This is a genomic window from Ruegeria sp. CK2, assembly GCF_056536585.1.
This window is the reverse complement of sequence record NZ_JBQFPW010000017.1, coordinates 112,955-126,272: the sequence shown is the minus strand read 5'-3', so window position 1 is coordinate 126,272 and position 13,318 is coordinate 112,955. Positions and strand designations below refer to the sequence as shown.

The window sequence follows — 13,318 nt, the reverse complement described above, 5'->3', positions numbered from 1 at the left end:
ATGGCGAAGACGGCAACGCCGCCGTCGAAGCCAAGGTCAAAGCCGAAGTCGCCAACCTATGCGCCAAATTTCCCCTATATCCTAACTTGTAGTCGGGGCTGCAAAACAAAGAAAACGGCGCCCGTTCGGCGCCGTTTTTGTGTTGGGTGAAGCGCCAGACCCCGGCGGGAACGGCGCGATTGGGATCAGGCGTCCGATGCTGGTTCTTTCAGGACATCTTCCAACAGTTTTTCATTGCGGGCCTCTTCAATCCGGTTGATCCGATCTTCAGCCGAACGTGCGTCAAAGCGGTATTTGACCACGTTGATCAGGCTCAGTGTCAGAAGGACGATGCCCATGCCCCAGTACCCTTTGGTCGCCAAGGGCACATCGGTGGACAGATAAAGCGAAATACCCAACAGAGCGTAGGCAACGGCTACTCCGGCTCCGTTTAGCATCAGGATCAGGCCGTTTTCACTACGATTGTTCATTGGAGGTCTCCTATTTCAAAGTTGGTCTGGATCGAATGAAGTTCAGGTGTCGGATTGCGCCTTCAGGCGACTAAGAACATCAGCTGCCGTCGCGCGGGTCTTTGGGCCATATCCGGCCTCTTCCATACGGGCAGCAAGGTTGGTGTGATCCATACCTGCATCGATTTCCCGCAGAATTTCCGATTGCTCGAACGGATCGTCCTGATCCATCACGCGTTCGATCAAGGATTGAGCCTCGTCAATCGGGCTGTCTCCACCAAGATGCCGGTTCAACCGTTTTTGCAAGCCCTGTTCTCGCTTAACCGCACGGGCGGAAATCGCGCCTTGCTTAAGGTCCAGAATGAGGCGGCTTGCGGCCTGCACGGAATGCCGCAATTGCAGGATACGCGTTTCAAGCCGATCCACGGTCTGCATGCGCAGAGTCGTTTCGTTTTCCAGATCAGCAACAGCTTGCGCAGCGCTCTCAACCAAATCCTGATGCTCATCCGCCAGCGCCTGACGGGCCCTGGTCATCAGATCTTCAACGCGGCTTTTCAGCCCTTCGATTTGACGATTTTCATTGCGCTGCTTCTGGATCAAGCTCGCCAAGGTAAGCTTAGCCGCCTTCAGGTTCTGCTCTGCTTCGCGAATTTTCTGATCAATCAGCTCTATTGAATAGGTGTCGCGCAGATGATCTTCAGCCCGGGCATTTGCTCCATTTATCAAAGTCTTCAAAGTGCTAAACATGTGCTTCTCCAATTATGAACGATGTTCACAAAGTGGATATAGCAACACGATGAACACTGTTCAAGATATTTTTGAACAGTGTTCAGGAAACTAACTGTTTCCAATTCGTGAAAGAACCTGGGTAATCATCTTTTCGATTTGCTCGGGCGGTACGCCGGATATCCGGTTTTCAAGGCCAAGGGTGACAATCCCATGCACCGAAGAGAACAAGGCGCGTGTCATCAAGTCCATTTCAACCCTGTCAAGATCAGGAAACAATTGGCCGACGGGCTCGGCTATGTAAGAAAACAAGCCTTTCAACGCATCGCGATACCAATCAGGCACGGCCTCATCGTCAGCCATCTTCAGATCGAAAAGCGCGCGCCACAAATTCGTGTTTCCGTCCGCAAAACGCAGATAGGCAGTGCTCATGACAATCAAGCGCTGTACCGGGGGTTCGCTGCCGTCAAATGACGTACCGACGGCCTGTCCAAGCCGCCGAAACGTGCGTCCGTTCACGGCCATGACGATAGCGTTCAGATCGTCAAACACATTATAAATCGCACCCAGCGCACATCCTGCATCTTTGGCCAAATCCCGCGCCCTGAGATCGCTGAGGCCGTCTCGCCCAATACGACTCTCGGCAGCTTCGACCAGTTTGTCCCGTAACTGCTCACGTCGAATTTGGGATTTTGTTGACATTGCGCCCTCAACCTTGAACCGCGTTCATTCTTCAGCGCATAGGACAGAACACCCGATCAGATCAAGTCGCGCCACCAAAGAAACGCCAAAACAAGCACGAACAATGCCAACATGTTGAAGGCCAGGCTGCCAAGCAGACCCAGGAACCATCCCAGTCTGCGATCGGCCAGGTTGATTGATCCGAGATGCGCCTGCACATCCTCGGACGCCTGCACAAGCTTCGGAGTATCCAGAACCAGCCTCAGTTTGGGATGTTGAGCCATTTGCTCGGCCTGTGCCAGCACCATTGCCTGTTTGTAAACCCGCCGCGGCAAGCGAGGCTTCGCCTGCCGAACCGACGCCGCCAGACTCTTGCCACGCACGCCCAGCTTGGTTTTCAGCAGCACGATTGTCTGCGCGATCCGGGTTTGAATATCTGGGTCTTGCGACATAGGTGGCCTCCTGACGCGGCAATCTAGCCTCGGCCGCCGAAAGCTACAATGGGGCTGGCCGTTTCAACTGGCGGCTTGTATCACCCGCATATGCTGAACACGATCGTACATGGCGAACCTACCTCGCTCCCGCCCCTTGTTATCGCCCATGGTCTGTATGGATCGGCCCGAAATTGGGGCGTGATTGCTCGCAGGCTGTCGGATGAACGTCAAGTTGTGGCCGTGGATATGCGCAACCACGCAAACAGCATGTGGAACCCCCAGCATGACTATCCCCATTTGGCGGACGATATTGCCGAGGTGATCGACCAAATCGGAGGATCGGCGGATGTCCTTGGGCATTCCATGGGTGGTAAGGCCGCAATGACGCTGGCACTGCAACACGGACCGATTGTTCGCAAACTTGTGGTAGCCGATATCGCACCGGTCGCTTACAGCCACAGCCAGATTCAATTCATCGAGGCAATGCGTGCCGTGGATTTCTCACATGTCAGCCGCAGATCAGACGCCGAGCATCAGCTTGCAGATCTGGGCGTAGAAAAAGCACTACAGAGCTTCTTCACTCAATCCCTGGATATTGCTGGAAAACGCTGGCTTCTGAACTTGGATGTCCTGGCAAGCGAAATGCCAAACATCATGGGGTTCCCAAAGCTTGAGGCAGCGTGGGATGGCCCTGCCCTTTTCCTTTCTGGAGGCGCGTCAGATTACGTTTTGCCCGAGCATCGCGATAAGGTGCGTTCTCTGTTTCCTAGCGCGCGATTTGCCAAGATTCCAGGGGCCGATCACTGGCTGCACGCCGAAAAACCCCGCGAATTCGAGGCAGCGGTCCGCACGTTTCTGAATGCCTGATTACCCCCTATTCTGATACAATTTCCGCGCAACGAGCCACGACGCTGGCGCGGCAAGTACAGCACCTGCGGCAGCTGCAGATACGATCGCGCTGACGGTTACCAGCCCAGCTGACAATACAGCGACAACGGCCGATCCGGCCATTGCAGTTGCGATCAGTGAATATAGCACAGCGGCAAGACGAAACATAACCGGTCTTTCCTTTGATTGAACCCGATCACGATGTTATGCAAGTACAGCGAACCCGGCTTTGACATGGGTCAGATCAAACAGTGAATCGGATCACGTTTTGACGAATTCTCCGCCTCCGTTAACCCAGCTGACCCGCTCCGCGTTGCGCCCACTAGTTTAGGTTCGGGCGCTTCGCACAGCCTGCGTCGCCAGTTCTTCGTTGGCTGATCTTTTCGGTGAGCGGAGGGCAATTTGCTAACGGTCAGGCTACTTCTACTTCAAATCAGAAGTCTGTTTGAAAAGAGCGTCTGGTTGAACCAAGACTTGTTGCGCGAAGTCCAATCTTTCCCGGGCCATTGTGCCCTAAATACTTCAGTAAACTGAATTTTCTGATGGATTTTTGCCTGTAGTGACTGGTTAGGGAGCGACGCGGAGCCGACGCATGATGTGGGTGTGATGGTTTGGCCGACATATCAGACTTAAAATCCTTCGCTTTAGCCCGCAAAGCGCATTGTATTCATGGCCTTGTGGCTTTACTGGTTTTTTCGGACCCGAAATAGGGCCAAAGCAGCTTGCCCGCGTGGTGGAATGGTAGACACAAGAGACTTAAAATCTCTGGGCCGGAAGGCCGTGCCGGTTCGAGTCCGGCCGCGGGTACCAAATTTTAATATTTATTTTCAATGGAATGCGGGTCTTGAGGGCTTGGTGCCAGCGCTTGCTCTTGCACAGGGGCTGCGGATGATATGGCATGGCTCGGATATGCTGATCCTCCGGCCATTCAGCAAGCCCAGCGGAGATTTAGCTTGACCCGTTGTCGTGATGCAGACGCGGCTTGGGCGCATCGCTGCCCGTGCCGATAAATCCACTTGGTCTTCGCTTCGCTGACCCAAATAAGACCGCCGATAAAGGCTGTTATTATGTATTCATGTCTCATGACATGATCCGTAGCACGCTGACATAGAGCAGTACGGTCAGGCCAGAGACCCTCCGGCCTAGAACTCGCTCGTGCTCAAAAAGGGTGCGAATGTGGTCTTAAGTCCAGCTACTTAAAGCCGGAACAAACTCAGTCATTCAGGAGCGAAGCCAAATACGTTCCATAGGTTGATTTTGCAAACATTTGCGCGCGCTTCTCAAGGGCGGCATCATCAATCCACCCGTTACTCCATGCGATTTCGTCTAGGCTGCCAGTCTGCATTCCCTGACGTTCGGTCAAGGTACGTACAAAGCTTCCCGCCTCAAGCAGGGTGCCGTGTGTTCCGGTATCCAGCCATGCAAAGCCCCGGCCCATGGTTTGAACATCGAGCAGATTTTCATCCAAGTACATCTGCAATAGTGACGTGATCTCAAGCTCACCTCGTGCCGACGGTTTGATTTGCTTGGCCCGCGCCGGTGCATCGCCATCTAAGAAATAGAGACCGGTGACCGCATAGTTTGACGGCGGATCTTTCGGTTTCTCAATGATCTCCCGAACCTTTTTTCCTTCAAAGGCCACAACCCCATAGCGTTCAGGATCGGCGACGCGATAGGCAAAAACCGTCCCACCCTGCTTGTTCGCGTCTGCATCGGCCAATAGGCTCGGCAGCCCGTGGCCGAAGAAAACATTGTCCCCTAGGATCATCGCCGAAGGCGCACCGGCAAGGAAATCCTCTGCCAGCGTATAGGCTTGGGCCAGCCCGTCAGGAGAATCTTGCACGATCCATGTCAGGCTCAACCCATATTGGCTTCCGTCACCAAAAAGGCGAATGAACTGTTCCTGATCCTGTGGCGTTGTGATGATCGCAACCTCACGGATTTGCGCCAGCATCAGGACACTTAGTGGGTAGAATATCATCGGTTTGTCGTAGACCGGCAGCAACTGTTTCGAAATCGCCATCGTAATCGGGTAGAGGCGCGTCCCCGAGCCGCCGGCAAGAATAATTCCCTTACGTTGCATGTTTTAACCTTTCGAAGATGGCGCTTTGACCTGACCTAACTGAGAAAGCACGTCGGCCAGCCCCGCTTTCCAATCAGGCCGCGGAAGACCATGAATTTTCTCAAGCCGTGAGCAATCCAGGCGTGAATTCCTGGGTCGCGCGGCTGGCGTAGGATAAGCGCTGGAGGGGATGTCTTCGACCAAGGTTCCGAGGCCCGCCTGCACAAAAATCTCTCGCGCGAAATCGGCCCAACTTGCATCCGGAGTTCCGGCGTAATGAAACAGGCCCCCTTCAACCCGGGACCCGTTCTGGGCCATCGTCAGCAGCGTCGAAGCGATATCCGCCGCCGGTGTAGGACCGCCGACCTGATCCGCAACGATGCTCAGTTGGTCTCGGCTTTCTGCCAGTCGCAGCATGGTTTTTACAAAGTTGTTTCCATGCGCCGAGAAGACCCAGCTTGTCCGCAGGATCGCATGCCAACCGCCAGCTTCAGCCACCTGGTGCTCGCCATCCAGCTTAGTGTTTCCATAAACACCCAACGGACCCGTCGGATCTTCTGTCGTTCTTTGCATATCGCCCGATCCGTCAAAGACATAATCCGTCGATACATGAAGAAATGGTATGCCACGAGCCGCCGCTGCGCGCGCCATCGCCCCGGGAGCGTCAGCGTTTATCAACCGGGCAAGGTCGCTTTCGTCTTCGGCCTTGTCGACGGCGGTGTACGCGGCGGCATTGATAACCACGTCTGAGTCGGATTCATACACGCGTTCAGCACACATTGTCGCATTCGCTAGGTCGGCTTCTGTACGGCCCAGCGCTTCTATGGCAATACCGCGAACTGCAGCTTGTCTTTGCAATTCCGTGGCGACCTGCCCGCTGCGACCAAAGACAAGTATCTTCATCTATCTACACCCAGGCGCTCTCCGACACCGTCACGCGCCAACAGCGCATTCAGCCATGACTCATTGTCCAGATACCATTGAACTGTCTGTTCCAAGCCGGTCTTCGGTGTATGCTTTGGGCGCCACCCCAGATCTTCAACGATCCGCGTTGGATCAATTGCATAGCGCTGGTCGTGTCCGGGGCGGTCCATGACGAAGGTGATTTGTTCTGCATAGGAGCTTTCCGTTGGTCGCAGCCGGTCCAGAATGCCGCAGAGCACTTTCACCAAGTCGAGGTTCGTCATCTCGTTTTCGCCGCCGATGTTGTAGCATGATCCGGCAGCGGCCTTTTCCAAAACCAGCAGCAGCGCCTCAGCATGATCTTCGACATGCAGCCAATCGCGAATGTTGTCGCCCTTTCCATAAATCGGGATAGGCTGCCCTGACAGTGCTTTAAGGATTACCACCGGTATCAGTTTCTCGGGAAATTGATATGGGCCGTAATTGTTTGAACAATTGGTCAAAACAACCGGCAACCCATAGGTTTCTTGCCAGGCACGGACAAGATGGTCTGAGCTGGCTTTCGACGCCGAATAAGGCGAATTTGGCTTATACGGGCTTTCTTCGGTGAAGAAGCCGGTCTCACCCAATGATCCGAAAACTTCATCGGTCGAGATATGGTGAAAGCGAAAGTCGGTGGGTTTGCCTGCTTCGGTCCAATAGGCGCGTGCTGCTTCAAGCAGAACATAGGTGCCTGTCACATTGGTTTCGATAAAGGCAGCGGGGCCATCGATCGACCGGTCAACATGGCTTTCAGCCGCGAGGTGCATGATGGCATCGGGCTTGTGGGTTCTCAGTACGCGTGCCATCGCTTCCGCGTCCCGAATGTCGGCTTGTTCAAAGGCATAACCTGGCGCGTCTGAGACCGAGGCGACATTGTCGAGGCAGGCCGCGTAGGTGAGCGAATCCACGTTCACCACTGAAAAGCCTTGAGCGATGGCCCGACGAACGACGGCAGAACCAATAAAGCCCGCGCCTCCGGTAACCAGAAGTTTCATGTTACGTCCTCAAACGTGAAAGGAGTGTCGAGTTCTGATAGGAGTGGCGCAATGAGGTCCTTGTCCGACAGTTTTTTTTCTATCTCTTTCAACGGCCAATCGATACCGACTTCTGGATCATCCCAGCGCAGCGCGCCTTCGGTTTCGGGCGCGTAAGTATCCGAGCATTTGTAAACGATTTCTGTATCAGGCTCCAACGTCATGAAACCATGGGCAAACCCAGCAGGAACCAGAAGCATGAGACCATTTTCAAAACTCAACTCCGCGCCGACCCACTGACCAAAGGTCGGAGATCCCTTGCGAATGTCCACCGCGACATCAAACAGTCTTCCGCGGCCACAACGCACCAGCTTCACCTGCGCCCTAGGAGGTGCTTGAAAGTGCAGGCCTCGGACTGTTCCAATCTCGCTTGATAGGGAATGATTATCTTGGACAAAGATAGTTTCGATTCCGGCGGCTAAAAACTGATCACAATTATATGTTTCTTCGAAAAAACCCCGGTGGTCGCCAAAACGCCTAGGTGCAATCAACTTTACCTCTGGTGTGGAGAGGGATGTAAATTCCATAGTAAGCAATACCTATCTGTGCAAACCCACTGTGCAAGCAGGGATAAGAATGGGCTAACGTAATCGCCGGCGCTCCTCAACATCCAAAATAGGCTTTGGTTCGCACATTTGCCCAAAGCCCGGTTTGGCCATTGGCAATACCCCGTCCAAGTTCGAAGTGAACCTTCCCGGCCCAGCCGCAAGCGTTCGATCCTAACGAAGTAGAGCCTATTGAACGTGCCAGAGTTTCTGAGATTTTGGTTTTGTCAGTTTGATGTAGCAAGTTTTTCTAAGAAAAAAAGCTGTTGGCCACAGACCAAAGCAATAGTGCATAGGCTTTTCCGAAGGCAGATTGTCCAGCCGCACTCAGGCGGCTTTGAGTATTGCCGCTAGGCCGTCCAATCGGTCAGCTGGTCGCGCTTGAGCTGAGCGGTTTTCTCAAACATGGCATCGATGGCTGCATGATCTTGAGCCATCTTGAAGCCTGACTCTTTTAGGAACACAGTCAGGTCGCACAATCCATCTGATCAACGATAGCTTTGAGCCAGCGCCAACAATACTGCAGGGTATTTCCACGGTGCATGCTCGCCAGATGTTTTGGCTTGTGGTTCAACATGTCCTCACCTCTGTGTACTAAAGGTGCCATCAACTTTGTCCTAATTTTCGGACTGCTAGCCCGATGAAATACAGAAGCAAAGGCTCTGAGGTGATGATAATGGTGCCCCCACACGGACTCGAACCGCGGACCTACTGATTACAAATCAGTTGCTCTACCAGCTGAGCTATAGGGGCACGAGCTGTCGGTTACCGTCTCTGGCAGAGGACTGCAAGTCTGATTTTTACTCTAACTTGGGGATTGCCCGATTTAGCGAGAACGTGCAGATATTCATTCTGTTGAAAATGCAGGATTTACTGTTAAAACGCAGGCCGCGACAAGCTTAACAAAGCCGCAGGGTGTTAAAAGAATGCAGGTTGTTATCCATGCTGGTGCCGCTTTTACCGATGACGGCCGACTGCTGGGGTCCCTTTTGGCAAACAAAGCGGCCCTTGCCCAAAGCCGGTCCCTTCCTCTTGGCCCGCGTCACAGCCGACAGTTTGTAAAAGTAATGTCCGATTCGGTGATCAAAGACGTGCCAGTCGACGACGCACAAGAGGATCTGCGCGAGATATTTCCCGAGGATCTGAATGCCGAGCGTTTGATCATCTCTAGCGACAAGTTCTTTGGGCCTCGAAGAACAGCGCTTCAGCACGGCCAGATCTACCCTTTTGCCGGCAAGCGAACGGCCTATTCCGAAAAACTGCTTGAAGGGGCCCAAATCGAGCTTTTTGTCGGTTTGGTCAATCCGGGCAGTTTCATTCCCAAAATTCTGATGTCCCTGCATGAAGACCAAAGAGAATCGATCTTGGGCAGCACAGACCTGAGTTGCCTGAGCTGGTTAAACATGATCGACGATCTTGGCGACCTGGCCCCCGGGGTTAAGCTAACGCTGTGGGAAAACGAAGACACACCACTGATTTGGGGAGACATTGTGCGCGCTATGGCGGGGCTAGCTGACGACGTCGCTTTAAAGGATGAATATGCGTTGCTCTTGTCGCTTCTCACTGGGACCGGGAAAACCCAGCTACTGGAACTGATCCAGCAAGCGACCGCAAAGGACAGACAATCGCTGCGGGACAGTTTGGCCGGAATTTTTGAAGATCACGCCCAACCCGAGCAGATCGAAGAAGAACTGGATCTACCGGGTTGGAATTCGGACATCGTCAGCGCGTTTTCGGAGTTGTACGAACAAGATCTGGCCAAAATCCGCACAATGCCGAATGTTCGGGTTTTGCACCCCTAAACAATCCGCCTACATGCCCAGCGCTTCTTTATACATTTCCAACACCGCCTCTTCTTCCGCGATGTCGTCTTTGTCGCGTTTGCGCAGGGCAATTACCTTTCGCATGACTTTGGTGTCGTAGCCGCGTGCTTTGGCTTCGGCCATGACCTCTTTTTGCTGTTCGGCAATGTCTTTCTTTTCTGCCTCCAACCGTTCGAGCCGTTCTACAAACTGGCGCAGTTCACCAGCTGTCACCCGGTAATTGGCGGCGGCCTGATCTTCGGTCATATCTTCCATATAGGTCTCTCCCAGAGGCTGAAATCTGATGCTGTCACATCGGGCAATATGCCGGATACATCGCCGCTGCTCGGGTCGCAAGCACCCAATCCGGGACCAGGCTTGTGCGATCCGGTCTGATCCGCTAAGCGCGGGCACAGTTTACGGACAGTTGCGGGGCACTATGTTCGAATTCATCACTTGGGGCGGCGCCGCCCTGTCGCTGGCCGGGCTCGTCGGGCTGATCTGGTGCATCTTTCGCGTTATGAAAGCGCGTAAGGCCGGGCTGTCAGATGATGATTTGCGCGCAGTGGTCCAAGGCGTGCTGCCGTGGAATCTGGGTTCACTGTTTCTTTCCGTGATTGGTTTGATGCTGGTCATCCTCGGGATCTCCTTTGGATGACCGACCGGTTCAAACCGGCATATTGTCAAACCGCGCTTCCATAGCGTCTTCGCAAAGCGCAGCATCCAGACGGCGCAAGCCTGAAGGGACATGCATCCCTTGCCGGCGCATCCGATCAATAACTTTGCTCACGCTGGGTTGCAGGGCCAGACGCGTATCCAGACACGCGTTGTGAAGCTTCTGCTCAAGTTGCTCAGCTTCGGAATAGAGATTAGCTGTTGTCATAACCATCCTCCCAAGTGGTGTCATTCTGACAGATATAGGTAACGAGAATAAGACCCGAATATGTTACCTTGAAGTTGTGCGGAATCTTGCCGGACATCCTGGCAGTTTCCGCAATCAGGCACGGTTCGGCTAAAGTTTAATCCGATTTAGCCGATGCTGCTTTGATGGACATCAAAGGTCGGATTGACTTTTGCTTCATATTCCAAGTTTGATAGGTGACCGGAACTGCCTGAGCGGAGGACACCATGACACCTAAAGTGAAAGCTTTTTTTGACGGCCAGACCTTCACGGTTTCCTACGTTGTGCAAGAGCCTGAAGGCAGTGCCTGCGCAATCATCGACAGCGTTCTAGATTTTGATCACGCGTCGGGTCGGACAACAACACATGCGGCGGACAAGGTTGCCGAGTATGTAGGGTCCGAGGAGCTGAAGGTTGAATGGATTCTCGAAAGCCACGTCCACGCCGATCATCTGTCTGCCGCCCCCTACCTGCAGCAGAAATTGGGCGGCAAAATCGGCATTGGAGCGCAGATCGTTGCAGTGCAGGACACGTTTGGCAAGGTCTTCAATGAAGGCACCGAATTCCAACGTGACGGTAGCCAGTTCGACGCTCTGTTTTCCGAAGGCGACAGCTTTCATATCGGGCAGATGCGCGGGGATGTTCTGCACACACCGGGGCACACTCCGGCTTGCCTGACCTACGTGATCGGCGATGCGGCATTTGTTGGCGACACTCTATTCATGCCCGACTTTGGAACGGCTCGGTGCGATTTCCCCGGTGGATCGTCCACAACGCTGTTCGAGTCGATCCAAAAAATACTGAGCTTGCCGGATGAGACACGTATTTTCGTTGGTCATGACTACAAGGCGCCGGGCCGCGACGAATACGCCTGGGAAACCACAGTGGGCGAACAAAAAGCGCTGAACGTCCATATCGGCCGAGGGCGCAGCATCGAAGAATTCGTGGAGATGCGCGACGCCCGAGACGCGACTCTGGCCATGCCGCGCCTGATCTTGCCTTCCCTGCAAGTCAATATGCGCGCCGGGCAAATGCCCCCCGCAGACGAACAGGGTGATGTGTTTCTGAAAGTGCCCATCAACAAACTGTAGTTCTGTCGGCATGCTGGTTGGACGCCGGTCATCCTGGCCCGACGAAGGCCAAAGAAATCTAGGCGTGCGTTCTCAAGCCGCGGCCCAACCCGAGCTACTTGGGAAGCCGATAGACCAAAGACTGGCGGCAGCACATAGTGCAACATTAAGGGTGCAACTAGACAGACCCGCAGACGCGGCCTAAGGAAAAGGCATGGAGATTCGACCAATAACCCCCCGCTATTCCGTCTCGCCGCAGATCGCGGTCGAGGATGTTCCTGCCATCGCCGAGGCTGGGTTCGTCAAAGTCATCTGCAATCGCCCCAACATGGAAGTTCCTGCGGATATGCAATCCGATGCGATTGGCGAGGCTGTCCGCGCCGCCGGATTGGAATATGAGGTTCTGGAGTTAACCCACCAGACGATGACCCCAGAAAACGTTGCGCTACAACGTGATCTGGCAGAAAGTTGCAGCGGCCCAGTCCTGGCATATTGTGCCTCGGGCACGCGCTGTTCGGTCGTCTGGGCTTTGGGGCAATGCGATTCCATGAGTACGGATGAGATTTTGAACGCGACGACGAAAGCTGGATACCAGTTGGAAGGTCTGCGTCCGACTTTGGATCAGATTCGAAAAACATCGGGTTAACCCGACCGTAGAATCAGCCGCCGCGCTCCGACCCATCTTCTGGTCCGGTCAGGCCCGCCAATTGAGAAATCTCGGCTGCAATCTGATCCGAATTCGCAAAATCCAGATCGCTCTCAAGCGATTCAGGGTCCGGAGTTTCAACCTTGTACGGTGTCACGTTCAGCGTGTCCGGAATCAGGTTCGAGGCGTCCTGGATGTTCTGTTGTGGCGCCCTTGTTTCGCTTGCAACGAATTTTCCCAGCTCAGGGTCTGCCAAGGCAGGCAGCGACGCGTGTTCATTTACGCGAACGGCCCGCAGACCGCCACACTGGCCAAGACGCCCCACTGCCACGCGCGTGCGATCTATGTTCAGGATCTCGGTCCGATCCACACGGGATCCGGTTAGAGGCACCAGATCTCCGACTTTCAGCCCGGACAGATTCGCCAGTGGCAATACCATACGGCACAAGACAGCGTTCAACTCTGCCCGAAGAACGCCTGCAGATTGTTCCAAGCTTGGTCCAGCTTCCGTGGGAGACGCAGCGCCTTCGTCTGGCAGAAACGGATGATCAGGCAACAAAATGGTGATTTGCCCCTGCCGCAATCCCCCCGCCAGATCCACAGCCAGTTCGAATACGCGATAGGCATCGTCAACCAGGGCAAGGGACAGCTTCCCCAAGTCCGCAGAACGTGATCTGAATTCGTATCCGGCAAGGCAAGCCTGATCGGCTGCCGCCTCGACCAGAGAGGCAGCGCGCGCCAGGGATTCTTCGATCAATGGTGCTGCCATGGCGGCATCTGTATCAGTAAACGCACGCACGTTTGGCCGGGCTTCTGTCACCTCTCCTATTGTTTGGGTTTGAACGATGGCGGAAACACAGCTGGGGTCCAAACAGGCCGCCGCAATCCCTTCCGGACCACTGAACAACAGTAGCAACAAATCTTCGCCGAGCGTTTCAACAACATCATTTTGTTGCCGGGTGGATTGCCTGACTCCGATAACCGCAAGCGGCAGGCTCAGCCTATCCCCCGCCGCCCGCGCGAATCCAAGTCGCAATGCACGCGGAATCGAGCGTGGACGATCACTCAAATCATCCTGCCCAACCGACAGCTTGCGCGCCAAAGCAGCGCTGACAGAATTTGCCATGGCTCCAAT

17 protein-coding genes, 2 tRNA genes and 1 pseudogene are annotated in these 13,318 nt (G+C 54.3%); 6 read left to right on the top strand and 14 right to left on the bottom strand.

Annotation, left to right across the window (positions count from 1 at the left end; all coding sequences use genetic code 11):
- Positions 1–185: 185 nt before the first annotated feature.
- From ACR0BU_RS21315 to ACR0BU_RS21300, 4 genes are all read right to left on the bottom strand, one after another.
- Positions 186–470: a YiaA/YiaB family inner membrane protein gene (locus ACR0BU_RS21315; protein WP_480738831.1), complete on the bottom strand. Its 285-nt coding sequence runs from the start codon at positions 468–470 to the stop codon at positions 186–188.
- Positions 471–512: 42 nt separating this feature from the next.
- Positions 513–1,196, bottom strand: a complete 684-nt coding sequence (locus ACR0BU_RS21310; protein ID WP_480738830.1) for a PspA/IM30 family protein — start codon at positions 1,194–1,196, stop codon at positions 513–515.
- Between the two features lie 90 nt (positions 1,197–1,286).
- Positions 1,287–1,877: a TetR/AcrR family transcriptional regulator gene (locus tag ACR0BU_RS21305; RefSeq protein ID WP_299082633.1), complete on the bottom strand. Its 591-nt coding sequence runs from the start codon at positions 1,875–1,877 to the stop codon at positions 1,287–1,289.
- Positions 1,878–1,933: 56 nt separating this feature from the next.
- On the bottom strand, positions 1,934–2,308 hold the full coding sequence (locus ACR0BU_RS21300) for a hypothetical protein (protein ID WP_299082634.1): 375 nt from the start codon (positions 2,306–2,308) through the stop codon (positions 1,934–1,936).
- A 48-nt stretch (positions 2,309–2,356) separates the two neighbouring features.
- On the opposite strand from ACR0BU_RS21300, the gene ACR0BU_RS21295 reads away from it, so the two are divergent.
- Entirely contained in the window at positions 2,357–3,157 is an 801-nt protein-coding gene (locus ACR0BU_RS21295) for an alpha/beta fold hydrolase (RefSeq protein ID WP_480738829.1), read from the top strand.
- Here the strand turns inward: ACR0BU_RS21295 and ACR0BU_RS21290 are convergent, their stop codons facing one another.
- Positions 3,158–3,346: a hypothetical protein gene (locus ACR0BU_RS21290; protein WP_298936933.1), complete on the bottom strand. Its 189-nt coding sequence runs from the start codon at positions 3,344–3,346 to the stop codon at positions 3,158–3,160.
- A 556-nt stretch (positions 3,347–3,902) separates the two neighbouring features.
- Between ACR0BU_RS21290 and ACR0BU_RS21285 the strand changes: the two genes are divergently transcribed.
- Positions 3,903–3,988 (top strand) — tRNA-Leu (locus tag ACR0BU_RS21285).
- 15 nt (positions 3,989–4,003) lie between these two features.
- Here ACR0BU_RS21285 and ACR0BU_RS21280 read toward each other — a convergent pair.
- The 6 genes and pseudogenes from ACR0BU_RS21280 to ACR0BU_RS21255 form a co-directional block, all read right to left on the bottom strand.
- Positions 4,004–4,162: pseudogene (locus ACR0BU_RS21280) on the bottom strand (IS3 family transposase); the annotation flags it as partial.
- Positions 4,163–4,391: 229 nt separating this feature from the next.
- A complete protein-coding gene (gene rfbA, locus ACR0BU_RS21275) occupies positions 4,392–5,261 on the bottom strand; it encodes a glucose-1-phosphate thymidylyltransferase RfbA (RefSeq protein ID WP_480738827.1) in 870 nt (289 codons plus the stop codon).
- Positions 5,262–5,264: 3 nt separating this feature from the next.
- The gene (rfbD, locus tag ACR0BU_RS21270) at positions 5,265–6,143 is read right to left on the bottom strand and encodes a dTDP-4-dehydrorhamnose reductase (RefSeq protein WP_480738826.1); all 879 of its coding nucleotides are present in this window, start codon (positions 6,141–6,143) and stop codon (positions 5,265–5,267) included.
- A complete protein-coding gene (gene rfbB, locus ACR0BU_RS21265; RefSeq protein WP_480738825.1) occupies positions 6,140–7,180 on the bottom strand; it encodes a dTDP-glucose 4,6-dehydratase in 1,041 nt (346 codons plus the stop codon). Before rfbB ends, rfbD begins: the two co-directional genes overlap by 4 nt.
- Complete coding sequence (gene rfbC / locus ACR0BU_RS21260; protein WP_480738823.1) at positions 7,177–7,746, bottom strand: dTDP-4-dehydrorhamnose 3,5-epimerase; 570 nt, start codon at positions 7,744–7,746, stop codon at positions 7,177–7,179. The genes rfbB and rfbC overlap by 4 nt, the downstream gene beginning before the upstream one ends.
- A 695-nt stretch (positions 7,747–8,441) precedes the next feature.
- Positions 8,442–8,517: transfer RNA gene (locus tag ACR0BU_RS21255), tRNA-Thr, on the bottom strand.
- A gap of 173 nt (positions 8,518–8,690) precedes the next feature.
- Between ACR0BU_RS21255 and ACR0BU_RS21250 the strand changes: the two genes are divergently transcribed.
- Positions 8,691–9,566 carry a hypothetical protein gene (locus tag ACR0BU_RS21250; protein ID WP_480738822.1) on the top strand — a complete coding sequence of 292 codons (876 nt, stop codon included), beginning with the start codon at positions 8,691–8,693 and terminating at the stop codon, positions 9,564–9,566.
- A gap of 9 nt (positions 9,567–9,575) precedes the next feature.
- On the opposite strand, the gene ACR0BU_RS21245 is transcribed toward ACR0BU_RS21250, so the two are convergent.
- Positions 9,576–9,842 (bottom strand): DUF2312 domain-containing protein, encoded by a 267-nt coding sequence (locus tag ACR0BU_RS21245; RefSeq protein ID WP_120633351.1) that lies wholly within the window; start codon positions 9,840–9,842, stop codon positions 9,576–9,578.
- Positions 9,843–10,005: 163 nt separating this feature from the next.
- Here ACR0BU_RS21245 and ACR0BU_RS21240 point away from each other — a divergent pair, with 163 nt between their 5' ends.
- Positions 10,006–10,224, top strand: a complete 219-nt coding sequence (locus ACR0BU_RS21240; protein ID WP_298937052.1) for a hypothetical protein — start codon at positions 10,006–10,008, stop codon at positions 10,222–10,224.
- Positions 10,225–10,233: 9 nt separating this feature from the next.
- Here ACR0BU_RS21240 and ACR0BU_RS21235 read toward each other — a convergent pair whose 3' ends face one another.
- A complete protein-coding gene (locus ACR0BU_RS21235; protein ID WP_480738821.1) occupies positions 10,234–10,449 on the bottom strand; it encodes a hypothetical protein in 216 nt (71 codons plus the stop codon).
- 245 nt (positions 10,450–10,694) lie between these two features.
- Between ACR0BU_RS21235 and ACR0BU_RS21230 the strand changes: the two genes are divergently transcribed.
- Positions 10,695–11,558, top strand: coding sequence for an MBL fold metallo-hydrolase (locus tag ACR0BU_RS21230; RefSeq protein ID WP_480738819.1), 864 nt, complete (start codon positions 10,695–10,697; stop codon positions 11,556–11,558).
- A gap of 193 nt (positions 11,559–11,751) precedes the next feature.
- Complete coding sequence (locus ACR0BU_RS21225) at positions 11,752–12,183, top strand: protein tyrosine phosphatase family protein (protein WP_298936941.1); 432 nt, start codon at positions 11,752–11,754, stop codon at positions 12,181–12,183.
- Positions 12,184–12,196: 13 nt separating this feature from the next.
- Here ACR0BU_RS21225 and ACR0BU_RS21220 read toward each other — a convergent pair whose 3' ends face one another.
- The gene (locus ACR0BU_RS21220) at positions 12,197–13,309 is read right to left on the bottom strand and encodes a FliM/FliN family flagellar motor C-terminal domain-containing protein (RefSeq protein WP_480738817.1); all 1,113 of its coding nucleotides are present in this window, start codon (positions 13,307–13,309) and stop codon (positions 12,197–12,199) included.
- Between the last annotated feature and the right edge of the window lie 9 nt (positions 13,310–13,318).

What these genes read in the sequence shown, in the direction of transcription:
- ACR0BU_RS21315 (WP_480738831.1), bottom strand. Translation starts at nt 470, where the DNA reads ATGAACAATCGTAGTGAAAACGGCCTGATCCTGATGCTAAACGGAGCC.
- ACR0BU_RS21310 (WP_480738830.1), bottom strand. Translation starts at nt 1,196, where the DNA reads ATGTTTAGCACTTTGAAGACTTTGATAAATGGAGCAAATGCCCGGGCT.
- ACR0BU_RS21305 (WP_299082633.1), bottom strand. Translation starts at nt 1,877, where the DNA reads ATGTCAACAAAATCCCAAATTCGACGTGAGCAGTTACGGGACAAACTG.
- ACR0BU_RS21300 (WP_299082634.1), bottom strand. Translation starts at nt 2,308, where the DNA reads ATGTCGCAAGACCCAGATATTCAAACCCGGATCGCGCAGACAATCGTG.
- ACR0BU_RS21295 (WP_480738829.1), top strand. Translation starts at nt 2,357, where the DNA reads ATGGGGCTGGCCGTTTCAACTGGCGGCTTGTATCACCCGCATATGCTG.
- ACR0BU_RS21290 (WP_298936933.1), bottom strand. Translation starts at nt 3,346, where the DNA reads ATGTTTCGTCTTGCCGCTGTGCTATATTCACTGATCGCAACTGCAATG.
- rfbA (WP_480738827.1), bottom strand. Translation starts at nt 5,261, where the DNA reads ATGCAACGTAAGGGAATTATTCTTGCCGGCGGCTCGGGGACGCGCCTC.
- rfbD (WP_480738826.1), bottom strand. Translation starts at nt 6,143, where the DNA reads ATGAAGATACTTGTCTTTGGTCGCAGCGGGCAGGTCGCCACGGAATTG.
- rfbB (WP_480738825.1), bottom strand. Translation starts at nt 7,180, where the DNA reads ATGAAACTTCTGGTTACCGGAGGCGCGGGCTTTATTGGTTCTGCCGTC.
- rfbC (WP_480738823.1), bottom strand. Translation starts at nt 7,746, where the DNA reads ATGGAATTTACATCCCTCTCCACACCAGAGGTAAAGTTGATTGCACCT.
- ACR0BU_RS21250 (WP_480738822.1), top strand. Translation starts at nt 8,691, where the DNA reads ATGCAGGTTGTTATCCATGCTGGTGCCGCTTTTACCGATGACGGCCGA.
- ACR0BU_RS21245 (WP_120633351.1), bottom strand. Translation starts at nt 9,842, where the DNA reads ATGGAAGATATGACCGAAGATCAGGCCGCCGCCAATTACCGGGTGACA.
- ACR0BU_RS21240 (WP_298937052.1), top strand. Translation starts at nt 10,006, where the DNA reads ATGTTCGAATTCATCACTTGGGGCGGCGCCGCCCTGTCGCTGGCCGGG.
- ACR0BU_RS21235 (WP_480738821.1), bottom strand. Translation starts at nt 10,449, where the DNA reads ATGACAACAGCTAATCTCTATTCCGAAGCTGAGCAACTTGAGCAGAAG.
- ACR0BU_RS21230 (WP_480738819.1), top strand. Translation starts at nt 10,695, where the DNA reads ATGACACCTAAAGTGAAAGCTTTTTTTGACGGCCAGACCTTCACGGTT.
- ACR0BU_RS21225 (WP_298936941.1), top strand. Translation starts at nt 11,752, where the DNA reads ATGGAGATTCGACCAATAACCCCCCGCTATTCCGTCTCGCCGCAGATC.
- ACR0BU_RS21220 (WP_480738817.1), bottom strand. Translation starts at nt 13,309, where the DNA reads ATGGCAAATTCTGTCAGCGCTGCTTTGGCGCGCAAGCTGTCGGTTGGG.